The organism is Caulobacter sp. LARHSG274, assembly GCF_052871235.1.
In genome coordinates this window covers 1-17,218 of sequence record NZ_JBIXJO010000033.1, presented here as the reverse complement: position 1 = coordinate 17,218, position 17,218 = coordinate 1, and the positions used below count along the sequence as shown (strand labels likewise).

Below are 17,218 nucleotides of genomic sequence, written 5' to 3'. Positions count from 1 at the left end.
AGATGACGCGAGCAGCCATGAACGCCCCGCCCGCGGCAGGCCAAGACCATCGGCGCCTGACGCAACACGACGTGGACCTGATCTGCGCCAAGCATGACCGCCTGTGGTCGGCTCGGCTCGGCGGGGCGCGCGCGGTGTTCGCCTTCTGCGACATCTCGGGGCTGTCGGTCACCGGCCGCAATCTCTGCGACGCCGACTTCACCGGGGCGCTGATGGTCGGCTGCGACCTGCGCCGCACCAAGCTCGACAACGCCAGCCTCTATGGCGCCGACCTGCAGGGCTCGGACCTGACCGACGCCTCGATGCGGCGCAGCGACCTGCGCGGCTCCAGCCTGCGCGGCGCCAACCTGACCGGCGCGGACCTGTTCGAGGCCGACCTGCGCGAAGGCCAGATCGCCGCCGCCGACCGCAAGGAGGGCTACCGCGTCCTCGAACCGACCCAGCGCGAGGCCCTGGCCACCGGCGCGATCCTGGCCGGCGCCAATCTGGAGCGCTCGCGGCTGTCGGGGATCATCGCCAACAAGGCCGACTTCAGCGATGCGATCCTCAAGGACGCCAAGCTGGTGCGGGCCAACCTCAAGCAGGCCAATTTCAACGGCGCCAACCTGGCCGGGGCCGACCTTTCCGGCGCCAATCTGGCCGGCGCCGACCTGCGCAACGCCGTGCTGGTGGGCGCCAAGACGATGTCGTGGAACATCAACGACACCAATCTCGACGGGGCCCTGACCGACAAGGCCGCCGGCACCGACGTCGCCGACATGCCCTACGAGCAGATGATCGCCGACCACGCCCGCTGGTGCGAGACCGGCGGGGCCGAGGGCAAGCCCTCGGTGTTCGACAAGGCCGACCTGCGCAATCTGAAGTCCGTGCGCGGCTTCAACCTGACCGCCCTGTCGGCCAAGGGGGCGGTGTTCTACGGCCTCGACATGGAAAGCGTGCAGATGCAGGGCGCCCAGCTGGAGGGGGCGGACCTGCGGTCCTGCAACCTGCGGCGGGCCGACCTGCGCGGGGCGCGGCTGAAGGGCGCCAAGCTGGCCGGATCGGACCTGCGCGAGGCCCAGCTGGGGCCGCTGCTGATCGGTCCCGACCGCCTGCTGCCCAGTGATCTGACCGGCGCCCTGCTGACCAACGCCGACCTGGCCCGGGCCGACCTGCGCCAGGCCTGCCTGAGCGGGGCCGACCTGTCGCGGGCCAACTTCACCAACGCCCTGCTCAAGGACATTGACGTCACCGGGGCCATCCGCCTGGGCGTCCGCGGCCTGGACGATGTGATCTGAGGTCGATTCCCCGACGCTTCCGGGCCGAGATGCGCCCTGGGGTTGCGGCAAAACGGCGCAGCCTTAACGCTTCGCTGTTGATCCCCCTTTATGCTGCGACCGGATCAAGAGGCTCGGGGGAGTTTTCAGTAAATGGCGGCGGCGCAGAGCATCGCGGGACGTCGACGGCTCAGCCAGGCTGAACTCGATCTGATCGTCACGGCCCACGAGAAGTTCCTGACCGGCAAGCAGGGCGGCAAGCGCGCCTCGCTGCGGTTCATGAACCTGTCGGGCCTGGACCTGTCCTTCCGCAATCTGGCCGACGCCGACCTGTCGGCCTCGATCCTCGAGGGCTGCCGGATGGCCCGCGCCAAGCTCGATCGCGCCAGCCTGTTCGGAACCGACCTGCGCAAGGCCGACCTGCGCCAGGCCAGCCTGGTCCGCGCCGACCTGCGCGGCGCCTGCCTGCGCGGCGCCAACCTGTCCCAGGCCGACCTGACCCAGGCCGACTTCCGCGAGGGCCAGGTGGCCATTCCCCATCCGCGCAAGGGACTGGAGACCTGCCGCCACGAGGTTCGCGCCGGCGAGGCCGACGAGGCCAATTTTTCGGGCGCCACGCTCGACGGGTCGCAATTCTCTGGCGTCTCGGCGTTCAAGGCCGATTTCAGCGACTGCTCGCTGCGCGGGGCCAAGCTGACCGGGGCCAATCTGAAGGAGGCCAACCTGTCCGGGGCGATCCTCGACGGGGCCGACGTCAAGGGCGCCAATCTGGAGGGCGCCAACTTCACCGGGGCGGTGATGGCCGGCGTCGACACCTCGACCGCCCGGACCACCGGGGCGGCGATGCGCGGCTGCCTGGAATCGTCGACCGAACTGGCGATGTCGCGGGCCGCGGAACTCTATCAGCGCTGCCTGGCCAACCAGGCCTGGTGCCGCACCGGCGGCAAGGAAGGCGCGCCGGCCCGGCTGGACGGCGAGGACCTGCGGCCGCTCGGCGACCGCCTGAAGGGCCTGCGCCTGACGGCGATGAGCGCCCCCGGCGCCTGCCTGGTCGGCCTCGACCTGTCGGGAGCCCAGCTGCAGGGGGCCAACCTGCAGAACGCCGACCTGCGCGCCGCCAATCTGCGCGGGGCCGACCTGCGCGGGGCCAAGCTTTCGGGCGCCAACCTGACCAAGGCCGACCTGCGCCAGGCCGTTCTGTCGCCCCTGCCGCTGGGACCCGACCGCAAGACCGCGACCCAGCTGACCGCGGCGCGGCTGCGCTACGCGATGATCCAGGCCGCCGACCTCAGCGAGGCGGTGTTCGACGGCGCCGACCTGCGCGGCGCGGACCTCACCGGCGCGCGCCTGGCCAAGGCCAGCTTCCGCGACTGCGACCTGACCCAGGTCGAAGGCCTGGACCTGGCGCCGGCGGCTTAGCGGTCGGGAAAACGCTGCAGCGGCCTCAGCCGCTGCACTTCCTAGATATAGGCCAGCGCTCGGGGCTTGATCGGGGCCGGGGGGCGCAGCATGCGGGCCACGCGTTCGAGCACGTCCGCGCCGCTGAACGGCTTGGTCATGCAGTCGCGGGCGCCCAGCGAAATCGCCATCCGGATGTCGTCGGGGCTCAGCTTGCGGCCGATCACCAGGGTCGGGCAGGGCAGCTTGGCGCCGTGGGCGGTGAGCTTGCGCAGCACCTCGAACCCGCCCAGGTCGGCCAGGTGCAGGTCGACGATCATGGCGGCGGGGCGCACCAGTTTCAGGGTCTCGAACACCGCCTCGCCGTTGCGGGCGATGCAGGTGTGGAAGCCGGCGATGTCGAGGCGGATCTGGAGCAGCTCCAGAACGGTGCGGTCGCTGTCGGCGACCACGACCTTCGCCCCCTGCAGAGCTAGGTTCATCGGCTCGCCCTATCGGGATTCAAAAGAGGTCAAGGTCGCCGGCCTCTTCACGATCATTGATGTCCTTTTCCTCGCCGCCCAGGGCCGAGCACATGCGATCGGCCAGGGCGCCCAGGGTGATGTCGCTCAGGGCGCGGTCGACCGAGGCCGACACATCGGTCGGCACGCTGTCGCTCATGCGCCGGGCGAAGGCCGACAGGCTGGTCAGCTGCTGGCTGAGCAGGTCGACGGTGTGCATCCCTTCGACGAACGGGCCGCGTTCCGCTTCCGGAATGGCCTTCATCATCGCGCCGATGATGCTGTCGAGGAAGATGCAGCGCGCGCCGGCCAGCTCCATCTCCCAGGCGAGCACGTCGAACGTCATGGCGACGCTGGCGCTCAATTCGGTTTCGCGCGGCACTTCGGCGTTCATGTCTCTCGCTCCGCTGTCGGTCGGAACTGTCGCAAGGCCGGGCTTAAGGATGGTTAAATGTTTCACGGCTGCGACAATTGGCGCAGGGACGCGGCCATGAAAAAGGGCGGCGCATCGCCGCGCCGCCCGAAGTCTGTAAGGGGAGGGAGTCGAGGGCGGATTTAGGCCGCCTGCTCGCCTTCGATCAGGGTCGAGGCGGGCTGGGTTTGGCCGGCCTTGATCTCGATTGTACGGGGCTTGAGGGCCTCGGGCAGTTCGCGCTTCAGGGCGATCGACAGCAGGCCGTCCGCCAGGCTGGCGTCGGTGACGACCACGTAGTCGGCCAGCTGGAAGCGGCGCTCGAAGTTGCGCTCGGCCAGGCCGCGGTGGAGATAGCGCTTGGCCTCGTCATTGGCCGGCTTGCGGCCGGTGACGGTGAGAAGGTTTTCCTTCACCTCGATGCCGAGTTCTTCCGGCTTGAAGCCGGCGACGGCGATCTCGATGCGGTACGCGTTCTCGGCGGTGCGCTCGATATTGTAGGGGGGATAGCCCGAGGCGGCCTCGTTCGAGGCGGCGGCGTCCAGCAGGGCGGCCAGCCGGTCGAAGCCGACGACGGAGCGGTACAGGGGGGACAGGTCGATCGTACGCATGGTCACATCCTTCTCATCAAGCAAGGTTGCTTTAAGTGGGTTCGGACCTTCGGCGACCCTGATCGGCGTCGCCTGCGATCCGGAAGGCCCGGGGTTCCAGCGCCTTCGAGACCTAGGTGGGGGCCCGATTTTTCACTTCAAGAGGTGGAATGGACCGGCCAGGGTGAATCGGCTGATCGTTCCCGTTTCACCGCTTCGGCGTGCACAGGGCGCCGTTTCGCCAAGGTCGGGTGCATGATCGGGGTCTGAGTCGCGATCGGGGAAGATCATGCATCCAGGACGTCGATGGTCGCGACGGGGACTGCTCGCCGGCGCCGGCGCCCTGAGCCTCGCCGGCTGCGGTCGCAAGGCCGATGCGCCCAAGCCCGCCAAGCTCGCGGCCAAGGCCGAGCCCATGACCCTGAGGGCCGCGGCCCAGGGCGCCTGGCGCTCGCCGGCCGACAAGGCCCGCGACGTCTGGCGCCATCCGGTCGAGAGCCTGGAGTTCTGGGGTCTGAAGCCGGGCCAGACCGTGGTCGAGTTCTGGCCCGGGGCCGGCTGGTACACCGACATCCTGGCCCCCTATCTGGCCGCCACCGGCGGCAAGCTCTACGCCGCCTCGCTGCAGACCGACCTGCCCGACGACCCGGCGGCCGGCGAGATCGTCCAGGCCTATCGCCGCAAGCTGACGGAAAAGCCCAGGGTCTATGGCGAGGTGACGATCACCGCTTTCGGCCCGACCAGCGGCCCGGTTGCGCCCGCCGGCTCGGCCGACCTGGTGCTGTTCCTGCGCAACCTGCACAACTGGATGGCCGGCGGCCTGGTCGAGAAGGCCTTCCGCGACGCCCTGGCCGCCCTGAAGCCCGGCGGCGTGCTGGGCGTCGAGGAGCACCGCGGCGAGCCGGGCCGGGTGCAGGACGTGCTGGCCGCCGACGGCTATGTCCAGCAGGCCTATGTGGTTCAGATGGCCCGGGAGGCCGGCTTCGTGCTGGCCGGCCAGAGCGAGATCAACGCCAATCCCAAGGACACCAAGGACCACCCGTTCGGGGTCTGGACCCTGCCGCCCACCCGCTTGTCGGCCCCGCGCGGCGAGCCGGCCGAGCCGGGCTTCGACCACGCCAAGTACGACGCCATCGGCGAGAGCGACCGCATGACCCTGAAATTCGTCAAGCCGAAGTGACCCTACGGCAGGCCGGGCCAGGGCCGAAGTCGAGCCTGCGACAGCTCTGTTACGACAATAAGAAATAAGCCGCGGCCGCGTCTGAACAGTGTTTACTCTCGGCCGTCCAGCGGCCAGTCTGCCGCCGCAGAATCCACGCGCACACAGGGAGACGCGTCTATGGCCACGTTGCAGGAAATCACCGATCGCATGAAGGCCGCCGTGGGCGACGACAGCGGCCTGGGCAAGAGCCTGAAGTTCGACCTGAAGGACGCCGGCGTCATCCATATCGACGGCGGCGAGGTGAGCAACGAAGACAAGCCGGCCGACCTGACCATGACCCTGTCGATGGACGACCTGCTGGCCATCGGCACCGGCGCGCTGGACCCGACCATGGCGGTGATGACCGGCAAGCTGAAGCTGTCGGACATGGGCGCGGCCATGGCCCTGCAGTCGAAGATGGCGGCCCTGTTCGCGAAGATGCGCTGATCCATGGTCGGGGCGGCGCCTCTGGTCTCGATCCCCGAGGCGCCGGTTCCCGATCACGGCCAGGCCGAATGGTTCAGCGGCGCGGACGGGGCGACCCTCCGCGCCGCCCTGTTTTCGCCGGACGGCCCGTCTTTCCAGGGCAGGCCGCGCGGCTCGGTGGTGGTCGGCCCCGGCCGCAGCGAGCCGATCGAGAAATATTACGAGGTCGTCCAGGACCTGCTGGGCCGCGGCTTCGTGGTGCTGGTCCATGACTGGCGCGGGCAGGGGCTGTCGCACCGGGCGTTGCCGGACCGGCTGAAGGGCCACGCGGCCGGCTTCAAGCCGTTCCTGGGCGACTACCAGGCGCTGCTGGCCGCCTTCGAGGCCCGCCTGCCCAAGCCCTGGATCGCCCTGGGCCACTCGATGGGCGGCTGCCTGACCACCCTGGTCCTGGCCCATGGCGAGACGCGCTTCTCGGCCGCGGTGCTGTCGGCGCCGATGCTCGGCCTCAACACCGGCGGCCGGCCGGCCCGCGCCGCCCGGGCCCTGGCCTGGATCATGGCCCGCTGCGGCCTGGCCGGCGACTATGTGCTCGGCGACCGGGGCGATCCGTTCGCCCAGGCCTTCCCCGCCGACGCCCTGACCCATGACGCAGCCCGCTACGCCCGCCATCAGGCCCAGATCCGGGCCAATCGCGACCTGGCCCTGGGCGGGATCACCTGGGGCTGGACCGACTTCGCCTTCTCGGCCTGCGCCTGGCTGCGCCGGTCGAAGGGGGTGGAGGCCATCGCCATCCCGGTGACCATCGTCGGGGCCGGCGACGACAGCCGGGTGCTGACCGCCGACCAACGGGCGATCGCCGCCCGCATCCCCAAGGGCCGCTATCTGGAGATCGAGGGCGCCTTCCACGAGATCCTCATCGAGACCGACGACATCCGGGCGCGCTTCTGGGCGGCGTTCGACGAGACGGTGGAGGGGGCTGCGCCGTTGAACGTCGGAGAGTCTGTTTGAGTATCTGGACCTGGCTGACGTCGTTCGGCGGGCTAGCGCCTCGGCGCCAGGCTGAACCAGAGGCTGCTTACATCGTCTCTTTCGATGGAACCGTCATCGCCGTTTCGGATCCTGACAAGCAGATGCATCAGCTGCCAATTTCGGATCTCCGTGGCGTGATTATCGAAACCGACGACTCCGGTCCATGGGGAGCCGATCTTTGGTGGTTGCTGTTTGGCGCGGACGACCGGGTCGCCGTCGCCTTTCCAAACGGGGCCACCGATGAACAGGTTGTCATCGATCGGTTGATGGAGCTGCCTGGCTTTGATTTTGAGGCCATGACGAGAGCTATGAGCTCGACGGATGTTGCGGTGTTTCCTGTGTGGCGGGCAACTTAGCGTCGACCGCTACTTCGCCGACCGTCTCAGCGCCACCAGCGCCTCGTCCAGCACCCGGCGGTCGCCGGCGATCGCCATCTGGCCGCCGTCCTGGCCGATCGGTTCGCCGCGCCAGTCGGTGACCAGGCCGCCGGCCCCTTCGATCAGCGGGATGGCCGCCTCGATGTCCCAGGATTTCAGGCCGGCCTCGATGACCATATCCATCTTGCCGGCCGCGACCATGGCGTAGGCGTAGGCGTCGCAGCCCAGGCGGGCCAGCTTGGCGGCGGCGCGGACCTGGCGCCAGGCCCCCAGCTCGGCCCCGTCGAAACAGGCCTCGGGATCGGTGGTGGCGATCACCGCGTCGGTCAGGGCGGCGCAGGGGCGCACCTGCAACGGCCGCTCGCCGCCGGCCGACAGCAGGCGCGAGCCGGCCGCCGAGCCGATGAACACCTCGCCGACATAGGGCTGGCCGATCGAGCCCAGCACTGGGCGGCCCTGATAGCGCAGGCCGATCAGGGTGGTCCACAGCGGCAGGCCGGCGATGAAGGCGCGGGTGCCGTCGATCGGGTCCAGCACCCAGACGAACTCGGCGTCGGGCCGGTCCTCGCCATATTCCTCGCCGATCACCCCGTGCTCGGGATAGCGCTGGCCGATCAGGGCGCGGATCGCCGCCTCGGCCCCGCGGTCGGCCTCGGTCACCGGATCGAAGCCCGCGTGGCTGTCGCGCGGCAGGTTCTTGCCGGCCGCCTTGTCCTCCAGCCCGTGGTCGGCCCGGAACAGCGGCAGGATCGCCGCGGCCGAGGCGCGGTTGAGGTCGAGGACGAAGGCGTCCAGCTGGGCGAGGCGGTCGGCGGAGAGCGTCATGCCGGCAGGCTTAGCCCGCCGGCCGACTCGACGCCACCGTCGAACTCTAAGCTTCGGCCCCTTCGCCGCCGTTCAGAGACTTGGCGAGATCCAGGAGGCGCCGGCGCGGGCGTTCGCCCAGCAGGTAATAGGCGCGGATCAGGTCCAGGGTCTCCTTGCGGGCGAACATCTCGCCGCCTTCGGCCTCGATGTTGGTCTCGCGACGCGCCTGTTCCGACAGGCCGTCGTAGAAATAGCCGACCGGCACGTCCAGCGCCTCGGCCAGCTGCCACAGCCGGGCGGCGGAGATGCGGTTGGCGCCGCACTCGTATTTCTGGATCTGCTGGAAGCGCACCCCGACCGTGACGGCCAGCTGCTGCTGGGTCAGGCCCAGCAGGCGGCGCCGGCGGCGAAGGCGCTTGCCCAGATAAACGTCGATGTCGTTGCCCATGTGACGCCCCGATAATAACACCGTCCCGAAACGGAACGAACTGCCTCGAAAGCCGCAAGTCGCGTGCCGCGTGTGCGGCGCGGGGCGCGTCAGCGATGGTCGAATCGTCGCATGCAGCGAGTCCCGTTTCACGGCGAAGCAGGGTAGTAAGGGTCCATGTCGGATAAGCGTCGGCCTTGGGCCCAGGACCTTCTATGGCGCGCCGAGGCGCTGGGTTTTGACCTGTTCATCGGCGTCGTGCGCCTGCTGGGCGTCGACGCGGCCTCGGCCTTCGGCGGCTGGCTGGGCCGCACCTTCGGGCCGCTGAGCGGGGCGCACAAGGTGGCCGAGCGCAATCTGCGATTGGCCTTTCCGGACAAGGACCAGGCCTGGCGGGCGGCGATGCTCAAGGCCCAGTGGGACGGTCTGGGCCGGACCTTCGCCGAGTTTCCGCTGATGGACAAAATCCTGCCGTCCACCGGCCGGGTCGAGGTGGTGGGCCAGGAGCGGCTGTTCCAGATCGCCGCCGACCAGGTCCCGGTGGTCTTCGTGTCGGGCCACCTGTCGAACTGGGAGGTGATGCCGGCGGCGATCGTCGATTCCGGCGTCACCTGCGAGATGACCTATCGCGCCGCCAACAACCCCTATGTCGACGAGCGCATCAAGCAGAGCCGGTTCCGCTACGGCGTGCGCCTGTTCGCCCCCAAGGGCGGCGACGGGGCGCGCGAGTTGCTCGACGCAATGAAGCGCGGCGTGTCGGTGGCGCTGATGAACGACCAGAAGTTCAACGGCGGCGTCGAGGCGCCGTTCTTCGGCCATCCGGTGCGCACGGCCCCGGGGCCCACCCGCCTGGCGATCCGCTTCGGCACGGTGCTGCAGCCGATGTCGGTGCAGCGGATCAAGGGCGCGCGGTTCCGGGCCGTGGTCCATGCGCCGATCGTCCTGCCCGACACCGGCGACCGCGCCGCCGACATCGAGTCCGGCGTCCGGCTGGTCAACACCTTCATGGAAGACCGCATCCGCGAGCGGCCCGAGGACTGGTTCTGGGTGCATCGCCGCTGGCCCAACGAGGTCTACGCCGCCCAGGCGGCCGCCGACCGCGCCGGCGGCTAGATCTCGACCGTCAGGTCGTTCCCGCGGCGATGGGGGCCGGTGTAGTGCGGATCGTCGCGGCGACGCCGGCACGGGCCGAAATAGTCGGCGGTGCGGATGAACGGCCGCGGCTTGAAGATCACCGTATTGATGCGGTCCAGCAGCGAGCGGGCGGTGACCGGCTTGACGACGATCTCGGTGACGCCGGCGTCGCGGGCCTCGAACACCCGGTGGCGCTCGGCGAAACCGGTCAGCATGATGATCGGCAGGAACGGGTCGGCGCTGTCGGGCGAATTGCGCACCAGTTGGGTGAACTGCACCCCGTCCAGCGGCGACATCCGGAAATCGACGACGGCGATGTCGATCTGGGCGTTGCGCAGCACCTGCAGGGCCTCGGCCCCGTCCATCGCCTCGTGCACATGGCGGACGCCGACGCCCTTCAGGATCGTCGAGACGATCGCCCGCATGTGATGGTTGTCGTCCACCAGCAGGAAACGCAGCTGTTCGAGCGCCGCGGACATGCGGACGGATCTCCATCACGAAACAGGGATATCCCGAAATACGTCACGGTTAACCGACTGTCGATCCCTCCACGGGAAAAGCGCCGGCAAAACATCCCTTAAGGGATCGGCGGGGCCATGCCGACCATTAGCGACGGGTCCAGGTTCTGGTCGCGCCAGCGCATCCGCCAGCACAGGTGCGGGCCGGTGGCGCGGCCCTCCTGGCCGACCGCGCCGATCAGCTGGCCCTGGACGACCGACTGGCCGGCGGTTACGGCGACGCGCGACAGGTGCAGATAGGCGGTGATCAGGCCCTGGCCATGATCGATCAGGATCAGCACGCCCTCATAGTGCAGGCCGGTCTCGGCGAAGCTGACCACCCCGGCGGCCGGGGCAACGACCGGGGTCCCGACCGGCGCGGCCAGGTCGACGCCGTAGTGCGGACGCTTGGGCTCGCCGTTGAGGATCCGCTGTCCGCCGAACCGGGCCGAGCGCCGGGTCGCCTGGACCGGCAGGATGAAGCCGGTGCGAAAGAAGTCGCCGTCGACGCGGCTGGCGAAGCCGGCGGCCTTGCGGGCGCTCTCGGCGGCGATGCGGGCCAGCAGGGCCGGGTCGCTGGGCGAGACCTGGCTGTCGGGCAGGCCGTCGATCCGCTGGATGTCGAAATCGCCCGGCGCGATCGTCGCCTGGCGGCTGACCGAGCCGTCCGGGGTCTCGACCGTGATCAAGGCCGGGGGCGGGGCGTCGCGGTCGAAGCCGATCACGAACCAGCCGGCGGCCGAGGCCTGGGTCACCGGCGCGCCGTTCAGCAGCACCGCGGCGCGCGGCGCTGTGCGGCCGACCACGAAGCCGCCCTGCACGAGCCGGCCCGACAGCGCCAGGCCCGCCGCGGCGGCGCGCGGGGCGGACGACGACAGGGAGAAGGCGCCGGCCAGGCCGCCGGCCAGGGCGCGCCGGCGGTTCAGCCGCGGTGCTCTTGCCAGCGCTTCAGGGCTTCGGCCGGGCCTGCATAGGCTTCCTGCAGCTCGGGGCTCCAGTAGCGCAGGGCCTCCAGCGAGACCCTGGCCCCGGTGACCGCGCACAACACGTACTGGCCGGGACTCATCACGGCGAACTCGCCATCGCCATAGTGCAGCACGGCCGGGCCGCCGGATTTGCCGAGATGGGGATCGAATGCGTTCATGGGAATCTTCTACGCCAAATGGCGGCGGGGGAACAGATGCGCCCGCCTGTCGACGTCGGCGGGTCTGGGCGAGATCGGCCTCATCCCAGGATGAACACCGGTCCCCAGGCCACCTGGTAGCGGTGCGCGCCGGCCGTCAGGTGCGGCCGCGACTGCCAGGCGCCCGGCGGCAGGGTCTGGGGCCGGGGGCCCTCGAGATAGGTGGCGACCAGGGCCTCGCCGCCGGGTTCGGAGACCGAGAACTGGTCGATGCGCGGCGAAGCCAGGGCCAGGGCCGCGGCGATCGCCTCGACCGACGGGACCCGCAGCGGCGCGGGCGAGGCCAGCCGGGCCGGGACCTCGGCATAGGCGCCGACGGCGATCACCTCGGCCCCCTGGCGCAAGACGCCGTAGCCGACATGGGTGAAGCCGGGGGCCAGCAGGTTGGCGCGGTGGCCGGGGCTGTCCTTCCACTGGCCCATGATCTGGTCGGGACGGACCGGGCCGCTGGCGTTGCGGCGCTCGGCGATGTTCTCGCCCGGCGCGCCGATCAGGTCGCGGGCCAGCAGGCCGACCCGGGCGGCGGGGGTAAAGCCCTCGCGGGTCATGTGGGCGAAGACGCCGGTGCGGGCGATGTCGGCGGCGTGGGCCCGGGCGGCCAGGGTCAGGCCCGGATCGAGGGTCAGGCCCGCCCGGCCCTGGCCGCGGCGGAAGATGTCGCCCAGGTCGCGCAGGTCCTGCTCGAAATCGGGATCGAGATCGCCGCGGCTCTGGGCCAGTTGGTCGCGCAGGCGGCGGTCATAGGCCAGCCACGGGCCGCTGGGCGCGGCTTGGGCCAGGGTGGGAAACATCAGCCCGGCGCCGGCGGCGGCGAGCAGGGTTCGGCGGTCGATCCGGGCGCGAAGGGGCTTCATGGTCTCCAAGACAGTTGACAGCGTCCCATTTCGGCAAGCTCTAGGGTCTTATGAGACCTGTCCACTCCATCTGGCTGGCCGGCCCCGATTCCTGGCTGCCTGACGCCTCGGCCCAGGCCGCCCGCCAGCGCGCCCTGTGCGCCGACGTCGGCCTGATCGGCCTGACCGCGCCCGCCATCGTCGCGGTCGCCCCGGAGACGGCCGAGATCCAGACCCGCGAACTCTATGCGGCCCGCATGGCCCAATTGCGTCAGGCCGACGCCGGGGTCATCAACCTGACCCCATGGCGGGGTCCGTCCTGCGCCGCCAGCGCCGCCTTCGAGGCGGGGGTGCTGGCCGGGATGGGCCGGCCGGTCTTCGCCTATCTCAACGTCGCCGACGAGAGCCAGGCCGAATATGTCGACCGGGTCGAGGCCCATGTCGGCGCCCAGCGCGACGAGGCCGGCGTCTGGCGCGACGGCGACGGCTGCGTGGTCGAGGACTTCGGCCTGCCCGAGACGGTGATGCTGTGGGCCGAGGCCCGGCGGCTGTTCGTGATCGTCACCGACGACCCGCTGCACGACCTGACCGGGCTGGAAATGTGCCTGGACGCCCTGGCCCTGTACGTGGAGTAGGGGGCGGCGCAGTCCCGCGCCCTTTCCTCGTTTCACCAGTCCAGCGCCGCCTCGCCGCGCAGGATCGCCTCGGCGGCCGGCGCATGGGCCGCGTCGCCGCGCGCGTGCAAGACCAGCGGCGGCAGCAGGACCAGCGGCGCCTTGCCGGTCTTGATCGCCCGGACGATCACCCGCTTGGCCGGCGCGTCGGCGAACGGCGCTATGGGACGGATCCTGAACGAGCCGGCCTTGGGGGCCAGCAGGGCCAGCAGGTCGGCCAGGCGGTCGGCGCGGTGAATCAGGGTGATCGTCCCGCCCTCGCGCACCGCCTTCAGGCAAAAGGCCGTCCAGGCGCCGAGGCCGCCGTCGGCCATCCAGGCGCCGCTCTTTTCCGGGGCGGGGGCGCGCAGGGCGGCGGGGTCGTCGAAGAACGGCGGATTGCTGATCGCCGCGTCGAACACCGGCCGCTCCAGGGCGCGAAAGCCGCGCTCGACCTCGCCCTCGACGATCTCGACCCGGTCGTCCAGCCCATTGAGAGCGGCGTTGGTCCGGGCCAGGGCCGCGGCGGCCGGATCGCGCTCCAGCCCGACGAATCGCGCCAGCGGGCGACGGCTGGCCGCCGCCAGCAGCGCCCCGCCGACCCCGCAGCCGGCCTCGATCACCCGCTCGCCAGGGCCAGCGTCGCAAGCGGCCGCCAGCAGGGCCGCGTCCATGCCGGCCCGGTATCCGCCGGCCGGTTGGCGCAGCCGGACCCTGCCGCCCAGCACGGCGTCGTCGGTGACCTTCATGGCCGGCAATCTCTATGGCAACGTTTCAAGTCTTGTGCTCGCCTTGACCCTGACCTATCCCGCCACCATTGTCGCTCGCAACGGCTGATCAAGCCCACGGGACGCGAGGCGCATGCCGACCGCCGGCGGGCGTCAGTCAGGGAGAGTATCGTTTTGGACGCAGCTGCAGCGACCCTCGCCCGCCAGCCGGGATCGGTGGATCGTCTCGTGCGGCTGGCCGCCGGCGACATGGCCGGGGTCGACGCCCTGATCACCGCGCGGATGCAGAGCGAGGTGCCGGTCATCCCGGCTCTGGCCGAGCATCTGATCGCCGCCGGCGGCAAGCGCCTGCGCCCGCTGCTGACCGTGGCCGCCGCCCGGCTGGCCGGGTCGGACAACGACACCTGCCTGAAGCTGGCCGCCGCCGTCGAGTTCATCCACACCGCCACCCTTCTGCACGACGACGTGGTCGACGGCAGCCAGCTGCGGCGCGGCAAGGTCGCGGCCCACCTGATCTGGGGCGCGGCTCAGAGCGTGCTGGTCGGCGACTTCCTGTTCGCCCGCGCCTTCGAGCTGATGGTCGAGACCAGCTCGATGAAGGCGCTGGAGATCCTGGCCCGCGCCAGCCGGGTGATCGCCGAGGGCGAGGTGCTGCAACTCACCCGCAGCCACGACCTCAACCTGAGCCAGGCGCTCTATCTGGAAATCATCGGCGCCAAGACCGCCGAGCTGTTCGCCGCGGCCTCGGAGGCGGGCGGCGTCTCGGCCGGGGTCGCCCCGGCCCAGTCGGACGCCCTGCGCGCCTATGGCATGAACCTGGGCCTGGCCTTCCAGCTGGCCGACGACGCCCTGGACTATGGCGGCGCCACCGAAACCCTGGGCAAGAACGCCGGCGACGACTTCCGCGAAGGCAAGGCCACCCTGCCGCTGCTGCTGGCCATCGCCCGCTCGGGCCCGCGCGAGGCGGAGTTCTGGGAGCGGGCCATCGGCCGGCGCGAGCAGACCGAGGTCGACTTCCGCCGGGCTCGCGAGCTGATCGTCGGCACCGGCGCCCTGGAGGCCACCCTCGACCTGGCCGCCGGCTATGCCGACCTGGCCAAGGCCGCCCTGGCCGGCTTCCCGGCCAACGAGTGGCGCTCCAGCCTCGAAAGCCTGGCCGACTTCGCGGTCAGCCGACGGGCCTGACCGCGCCGCCGAACGGCTGCTGAAGCTTCTCAATGGGCCGTTAAGGCTAAGGGCGCACAGTTTTGGCCAAAGCCGTCAAAGCGGCGACCCTTTCGGAGATCGTCATGTCCTCGACCATGACATCCAGCTTTCGGCGCTCGCACGACCATTTCGAGCCGCAGGACCTCGATCCCCAAACCCAGCGCCGCCGCCGCGGCCAGCTGGAGCAGATCGACTACACCGCCTTCGCCTCCAACACCGCGGTGATCGCTCAGGTGGTCGGCCAGAGCGACTCGGGCAAGTTCCAGCGCCTGGCCGTCGCCGCCGCCCACGCCCGGGCCCGCTGGGTGGCCGAGGCGGTGGCGATGACCGAGGCCCATGTCGCGCTGACCGCCGAGCAGACCGCCCGCCTGGCCGCCCTGCGCAGCGCCTATGAGGAACTGGCCGAGGTCTATGAAGCCATGCGGCGCATGGTCGAACGCGGCTACCTGACCTACAGCAATCCGATGGTCACCGAAGGCGGCAACCTCGTCGCGCGCTAGCTAACTAGGTGATTTTATCGCCGCGATGCAGCGGGTCGGGCAGGGGATCGCCGGCCTTCACGAACTGCAGCGACACCGAATTGATGCAGTAGCGCAGCCGGGTCGGGGCCGGGCCGTCCGGGAACACGTGGCCCTGGTGGCTGTCGCAGCGGGCGCAGCGGGTCTCGATGCGGACCATGCCGTGGGAGACGTCGCGCACCGCCTTGACGTGGCCCTCGTCGAACGGGGCATAGAAGCTGGGCCAGCCGGTGCCGCTCTCGAACTTGGTGTGATGCTCGAACAGCGGCAGGCCGCACTCGCGGCAGCAATAGACGCCGGGGCTCTTCTCGCCCAGCAGGCCGCCGCAGAACGGGGCCTCGGTGCCGTGGTGCAGCAGGACGCGGGCCTCCTCGGCCGTCAGGTCGGCCTCCAGGCGCTGGCGCTCGGGCGCGGTCGGCGGGGTCAGGTCGAAACCGGTGGCGGAAAGATTGGGGTTGTCGCTCATGGCCCCCAATCTAGGATCGCCGGCGCTCGACCGATAGGGGCGGGCGCTCACGACCGAAAGGACCCGCCATGACCGTCGCCGTCGCCTTCCTGCAGCCGGGCTGGGCCGATTGGGAGGCCGGGCCGGTGCTGGCCGCGCTGCGCGAATATTATGGCGTCCAGGTCGAGGTCGCCACGCCGGACGGCGAGCCGCAGACCTCGATCGGCGGGGTGCTGGCGGCGGCCGACTACCGATTCGCCGACCCGGTCCTGGCCGACGCCGACGTGCTGCTGCTGATCGGCTCGGACGCCTGGCCCGGCTATCGCGACGAGGCGCTGTTCAGCCTGCTGCGCCAAGCCCAGGCCGACGGCAAGATCATCGGCGCAATCTGCGCCGGGACCGTGGCCGCCGCCCGGGCCGGGCTGCTGGCGGGCCGGGCCCACACCTCGAACGGCGGCGACTGGCTGGCCGGCCACGCGCCTGGCTATGCCGGGGCCGGGGCCTATGTCGACAGCGCCAAGGCCGTGGCCGACGGCCGGGTGGTGACCGCCTCGGGCGTGGCCCCAGTCACCTTCTGCGCCGAGATCTGCCGGCTGGTCGCGCCGGAGGCGGAGGAGGCCCATCAAGACTATGTGGCGACCTTCGCACGGGAGTTCGGGGTCTAGGAGACGGCTATTTCACCGCCGCCGCCCCGGTCCGGGCGACCACGCCGTCCTGGGCGCCCGAGCCGCCGGAGGCGCCGACCGCCCCGGCGATCTTGCCGTCGATGATCAGCAGCTCGCCGCCCTCAATGGCCAGGGCCCCGGTGAAGATGGCGTTCAGCGTGCCGCCCTTCACCGCCTCCTGGAAATAGGAGGTTGGGCGGCGGAAATTGGCGGCGGTCTCGGCCTTGCGCCGGGCCACGTCGTTGGAGCCGTATTGGGCGCCGTCCATCTTTTCGCTGAGCACCAGGGCGCCGTTGGGTTCGACCACGGTGATGACCATCGACCAGCCCTGCCGGCGGGCCTCGGCCTCGGCCGCGGCGACCACGGTCTTGGCCTCGGCCAGGGTCACCGACCGGCCATAGGGCAAGGCCGGCGGCGGGGCCTGGACGGGCGCAGGCGTCGGCGGGACCTGGGGCGCGGTCTGGGCCAGGACCGGACCGGCCGCCGAGGCCGCCGCGGTCGGGACAAGCAAGGCGAGGGCGATGTTCAGGCGCATCGGCGGGTCCTTCGGGGGCGAACAAGCGGGGGCGAGAGAGGACCGACGCATTGCCACGCTACAGTGAAGGTCGGAACCCTTTTCTTCGTCCCACCTCGCCCGCCGCGCCGCATCGCCGTTGCAAACCGGCGGCGGCCTGATAGCCCTTGTCGCCAGCGATGACCGCAAGCGGGCAGGGGACGGCCGGATGTTCAGCAAACTCCTGATCGCCAACCGTGGCGAGATCGCGGTGCGGGTGATCAAGACCTGCCGCCGGCTGGGGATCGGGACGGCGGTGGTCTATTCGGACGCCGACGCCGACAGCCTGGCCGTGGAGATGGCCGACGAGACGGTGCATATCGGTCCCTCGCCGGCCAATCAGTCCTACCTGGTCGCCGACAAGATCATCGCCGCCT

At 70.6% G+C, this 17,218-nt stretch carries 24 protein-coding genes; 12 read left to right on the top strand and 12 right to left on the bottom strand.

Annotated elements, in window-relative coordinates; translation table 11 throughout:
- Positions 1–17: 17 nt before the first annotated feature.
- Both ACIPQB_RS25690 and ACIPQB_RS25685 read left to right on the top strand, forming a co-directional pair.
- Complete coding sequence (locus ACIPQB_RS25690; protein WP_446488088.1) at positions 18–1,277, top strand: pentapeptide repeat-containing protein; 1,260 nt, start codon at positions 18–20, stop codon at positions 1,275–1,277.
- A 132-nt stretch (positions 1,278–1,409) separates the two neighbouring features.
- Positions 1,410–2,675, top strand: coding sequence for a pentapeptide repeat-containing protein (locus ACIPQB_RS25685; RefSeq protein ID WP_446488087.1), 1,266 nt, complete (start codon positions 1,410–1,412; stop codon positions 2,673–2,675).
- Positions 2,676–2,716: 41 nt separating this feature from the next.
- Here the strand turns inward: ACIPQB_RS25685 and ACIPQB_RS25680 are convergent, their stop codons facing one another.
- The 3 genes from ACIPQB_RS25680 to ACIPQB_RS25670 form a co-directional block, all read right to left on the bottom strand.
- Positions 2,717–3,136 (bottom strand): response regulator transcription factor, encoded by a 420-nt coding sequence (locus tag ACIPQB_RS25680; protein ID WP_446488086.1) that lies wholly within the window; start codon positions 3,134–3,136, stop codon positions 2,717–2,719.
- Positions 3,137–3,155: 19 nt separating this feature from the next.
- On the bottom strand, positions 3,156–3,548 hold the full coding sequence (locus tag ACIPQB_RS25675; RefSeq protein WP_446488085.1) for a hypothetical protein: 393 nt from the start codon (positions 3,546–3,548) through the stop codon (positions 3,156–3,158).
- Positions 3,549–3,709: 161 nt separating this feature from the next.
- Complete coding sequence (locus ACIPQB_RS25670; protein ID WP_446488084.1) at positions 3,710–4,177, bottom strand: Hsp20 family protein; 468 nt, start codon at positions 4,175–4,177, stop codon at positions 3,710–3,712.
- A 268-nt stretch (positions 4,178–4,445) separates the two neighbouring features.
- On the opposite strand from ACIPQB_RS25670, the gene ACIPQB_RS25665 reads away from it, so the two are divergent.
- The 4 genes from ACIPQB_RS25665 (at position 4,446) to ACIPQB_RS25650 (ending at position 7,171) form a co-directional block, all read left to right on the top strand.
- On the top strand, positions 4,446–5,336 hold the full coding sequence (locus ACIPQB_RS25665; protein ID WP_446488083.1) for a class I SAM-dependent methyltransferase: 891 nt from the start codon (positions 4,446–4,448) through the stop codon (positions 5,334–5,336).
- A gap of 159 nt (positions 5,337–5,495) precedes the next feature.
- Positions 5,496–5,804, top strand: a complete 309-nt coding sequence (locus tag ACIPQB_RS25660; protein ID WP_446488082.1) for an SCP2 sterol-binding domain-containing protein — start codon at positions 5,496–5,498, stop codon at positions 5,802–5,804.
- 3 nt (positions 5,805–5,807) lie between these two features.
- On the top strand, positions 5,808–6,794 hold the full coding sequence (locus ACIPQB_RS25655; RefSeq protein WP_446488081.1) for an alpha/beta fold hydrolase: 987 nt from the start codon (positions 5,808–5,810) through the stop codon (positions 6,792–6,794).
- The gene (locus ACIPQB_RS25650) at positions 6,791–7,171 is read left to right on the top strand and encodes a hypothetical protein (RefSeq protein WP_446488080.1); all 381 of its coding nucleotides are present in this window, start codon (positions 6,791–6,793) and stop codon (positions 7,169–7,171) included. The genes ACIPQB_RS25655 and ACIPQB_RS25650 overlap by 4 nt, the downstream gene beginning before the upstream one ends.
- A 9-nt stretch (positions 7,172–7,180) precedes the next feature.
- Here ACIPQB_RS25650 and hisN read toward each other — a convergent pair whose 3' ends face one another.
- Together hisN and ACIPQB_RS25640 are read right to left on the bottom strand one after the other, a co-directional pair.
- Positions 7,181–8,017: a histidinol-phosphatase gene (hisN, locus tag ACIPQB_RS25645; protein ID WP_446488079.1), complete on the bottom strand. Its 837-nt coding sequence runs from the start codon at positions 8,015–8,017 to the stop codon at positions 7,181–7,183.
- A gap of 46 nt (positions 8,018–8,063) precedes the next feature.
- Positions 8,064–8,447: a helix-turn-helix domain-containing protein gene (locus ACIPQB_RS25640; RefSeq protein ID WP_446488078.1), complete on the bottom strand. Its 384-nt coding sequence runs from the start codon at positions 8,445–8,447 to the stop codon at positions 8,064–8,066.
- A gap of 156 nt (positions 8,448–8,603) precedes the next feature.
- On the opposite strand from ACIPQB_RS25640, the gene ACIPQB_RS25635 reads away from it, so the two are divergent.
- Positions 8,604–9,539, top strand: a complete 936-nt coding sequence (locus ACIPQB_RS25635) for a lysophospholipid acyltransferase family protein (RefSeq protein WP_446488077.1) — start codon at positions 8,604–8,606, stop codon at positions 9,537–9,539.
- Here ACIPQB_RS25635 and ACIPQB_RS25630 read toward each other — a convergent pair.
- The 4 genes from ACIPQB_RS25630 to ACIPQB_RS25615 all read right to left on the bottom strand — a co-directional run bounded on the left by ACIPQB_RS25630 (position 9,536) and on the right by ACIPQB_RS25615 (position 12,094).
- Positions 9,536–10,039 carry a response regulator gene (locus ACIPQB_RS25630; RefSeq protein WP_446488076.1) on the bottom strand — a complete coding sequence of 168 codons (504 nt, stop codon included), beginning with the start codon at positions 10,037–10,039 and terminating at the stop codon, positions 9,536–9,538. The two genes, ACIPQB_RS25635 and ACIPQB_RS25630, sit on opposite strands and share 4 nt — an antisense overlap.
- A gap of 98 nt (positions 10,040–10,137) precedes the next feature.
- Positions 10,138–10,878, bottom strand: a complete 741-nt coding sequence (locus ACIPQB_RS25625; protein WP_446488075.1) for a M23 family metallopeptidase — start codon at positions 10,876–10,878, stop codon at positions 10,138–10,140.
- 101 nt (positions 10,879–10,979) lie between these two features.
- Complete coding sequence (locus tag ACIPQB_RS25620; protein WP_446488074.1) at positions 10,980–11,201, bottom strand: DUF2093 domain-containing protein; 222 nt, start codon at positions 11,199–11,201, stop codon at positions 10,980–10,982.
- An 80-nt stretch (positions 11,202–11,281) separates the two neighbouring features.
- Complete coding sequence (locus ACIPQB_RS25615; protein WP_446488073.1) at positions 11,282–12,094, bottom strand: CAP domain-containing protein; 813 nt, start codon at positions 12,092–12,094, stop codon at positions 11,282–11,284.
- Positions 12,095–12,144: 50 nt separating this feature from the next.
- Here ACIPQB_RS25615 and ACIPQB_RS25610 point away from each other — a divergent pair, with 50 nt between their 5' ends.
- Positions 12,145–12,708, top strand: coding sequence for a nucleoside 2-deoxyribosyltransferase (locus ACIPQB_RS25610; protein WP_446488072.1), 564 nt, complete (start codon positions 12,145–12,147; stop codon positions 12,706–12,708).
- Between the two features lie 32 nt (positions 12,709–12,740).
- Here the strand turns inward: ACIPQB_RS25610 and ACIPQB_RS25605 are convergent, their stop codons facing one another.
- Positions 12,741–13,475, bottom strand: coding sequence for a methyltransferase (locus tag ACIPQB_RS25605; protein ID WP_446488071.1), 735 nt, complete (start codon positions 13,473–13,475; stop codon positions 12,741–12,743).
- Between the two features lie 153 nt (positions 13,476–13,628).
- Between ACIPQB_RS25605 and ACIPQB_RS25600 the strand changes: the two genes are divergently transcribed.
- Positions 13,629–14,639 (top strand): polyprenyl synthetase family protein, encoded by a 1,011-nt coding sequence (locus ACIPQB_RS25600; protein ID WP_446488070.1) that lies wholly within the window; start codon positions 13,629–13,631, stop codon positions 14,637–14,639.
- Between the two features lie 104 nt (positions 14,640–14,743).
- On the top strand, positions 14,744–15,160 hold the full coding sequence (locus tag ACIPQB_RS25595) for a hypothetical protein (RefSeq protein ID WP_446488069.1): 417 nt from the start codon (positions 14,744–14,746) through the stop codon (positions 15,158–15,160).
- 4 nt (positions 15,161–15,164) lie between these two features.
- On the opposite strand, the gene msrB is transcribed toward ACIPQB_RS25595, so the two are convergent.
- On the bottom strand, positions 15,165–15,644 hold the full coding sequence (msrB, locus tag ACIPQB_RS25590) for a peptide-methionine (R)-S-oxide reductase MsrB (RefSeq protein ID WP_446488068.1): 480 nt from the start codon (positions 15,642–15,644) through the stop codon (positions 15,165–15,167).
- A 68-nt stretch (positions 15,645–15,712) separates the two neighbouring features.
- Here msrB and ACIPQB_RS25585 point away from each other — a divergent pair, with 68 nt between their 5' ends.
- Positions 15,713–16,288, top strand: coding sequence for a DJ-1/PfpI family protein (locus tag ACIPQB_RS25585; RefSeq protein ID WP_446488067.1), 576 nt, complete (start codon positions 15,713–15,715; stop codon positions 16,286–16,288).
- 7 nt (positions 16,289–16,295) lie between these two features.
- Here ACIPQB_RS25585 and ACIPQB_RS25580 read toward each other — a convergent pair whose 3' ends face one another.
- Positions 16,296–16,823, bottom strand: coding sequence for a GlcG/HbpS family heme-binding protein (locus ACIPQB_RS25580; RefSeq protein ID WP_446488066.1), 528 nt, complete (start codon positions 16,821–16,823; stop codon positions 16,296–16,298).
- Between the two features lie 187 nt (positions 16,824–17,010).
- Between ACIPQB_RS25580 and ACIPQB_RS25575 the strand changes: the two genes are divergently transcribed.
- Positions 17,011–17,218, top strand: a 208-nt coding sequence (locus tag ACIPQB_RS25575; protein WP_446488065.1) for a biotin carboxylase N-terminal domain-containing protein, incomplete at its 3' end; no start/stop codon positions are given.

Bases quoted from the DNA above. Each gene is read 5' to 3' on its own strand.
- ACIPQB_RS25690 (WP_446488088.1), top strand. From the start codon at position 18: ATGAACGCCCCGCCCGCGGCAGGCCAAGACCATCGGCGCCTGACGCAA.
- ACIPQB_RS25685 (WP_446488087.1), top strand. From the start codon at position 1,410: ATGGCGGCGGCGCAGAGCATCGCGGGACGTCGACGGCTCAGCCAGGCT.
- ACIPQB_RS25680 (WP_446488086.1), bottom strand. From the start codon at position 3,136: ATGAACCTAGCTCTGCAGGGGGCGAAGGTCGTGGTCGCCGACAGCGAC.
- ACIPQB_RS25675 (WP_446488085.1), bottom strand. From the start codon at position 3,548: ATGAACGCCGAAGTGCCGCGCGAAACCGAATTGAGCGCCAGCGTCGCC.
- ACIPQB_RS25670 (WP_446488084.1), bottom strand. From the start codon at position 4,177: ATGCGTACGATCGACCTGTCCCCCCTGTACCGCTCCGTCGTCGGCTTC.
- ACIPQB_RS25665 (WP_446488083.1), top strand. From the start codon at position 4,446: ATGCATCCAGGACGTCGATGGTCGCGACGGGGACTGCTCGCCGGCGCC.
- ACIPQB_RS25660 (WP_446488082.1), top strand. From the start codon at position 5,496: ATGGCCACGTTGCAGGAAATCACCGATCGCATGAAGGCCGCCGTGGGC.
- ACIPQB_RS25655 (WP_446488081.1), top strand. From the start codon at position 5,808: ATGGTCGGGGCGGCGCCTCTGGTCTCGATCCCCGAGGCGCCGGTTCCC.
- hisN (WP_446488079.1), bottom strand. From the start codon at position 8,017: ATGACGCTCTCCGCCGACCGCCTCGCCCAGCTGGACGCCTTCGTCCTC.
- ACIPQB_RS25640 (WP_446488078.1), bottom strand. From the start codon at position 8,447: ATGGGCAACGACATCGACGTTTATCTGGGCAAGCGCCTTCGCCGCCGG.
- ACIPQB_RS25635 (WP_446488077.1), top strand. From the start codon at position 8,604: ATGTCGGATAAGCGTCGGCCTTGGGCCCAGGACCTTCTATGGCGCGCC.
- ACIPQB_RS25630 (WP_446488076.1), bottom strand. From the start codon at position 10,039: ATGTCCGCGGCGCTCGAACAGCTGCGTTTCCTGCTGGTGGACGACAAC.
- ACIPQB_RS25620 (WP_446488074.1), bottom strand. From the start codon at position 11,201: ATGAACGCATTCGATCCCCATCTCGGCAAATCCGGCGGCCCGGCCGTG.
- ACIPQB_RS25615 (WP_446488073.1), bottom strand. From the start codon at position 12,094: ATGAAGCCCCTTCGCGCCCGGATCGACCGCCGAACCCTGCTCGCCGCC.
- ACIPQB_RS25610 (WP_446488072.1), top strand. From the start codon at position 12,145: ATGAGACCTGTCCACTCCATCTGGCTGGCCGGCCCCGATTCCTGGCTG.
- ACIPQB_RS25605 (WP_446488071.1), bottom strand. From the start codon at position 13,475: ATGAAGGTCACCGACGACGCCGTGCTGGGCGGCAGGGTCCGGCTGCGC.
- ACIPQB_RS25595 (WP_446488069.1), top strand. From the start codon at position 14,744: ATGTCCTCGACCATGACATCCAGCTTTCGGCGCTCGCACGACCATTTC.
- msrB (WP_446488068.1), bottom strand. From the start codon at position 15,644: ATGAGCGACAACCCCAATCTTTCCGCCACCGGTTTCGACCTGACCCCG.
- ACIPQB_RS25585 (WP_446488067.1), top strand. From the start codon at position 15,713: ATGACCGTCGCCGTCGCCTTCCTGCAGCCGGGCTGGGCCGATTGGGAG.
- ACIPQB_RS25580 (WP_446488066.1), bottom strand. From the start codon at position 16,823: ATGCGCCTGAACATCGCCCTCGCCTTGCTTGTCCCGACCGCGGCGGCC.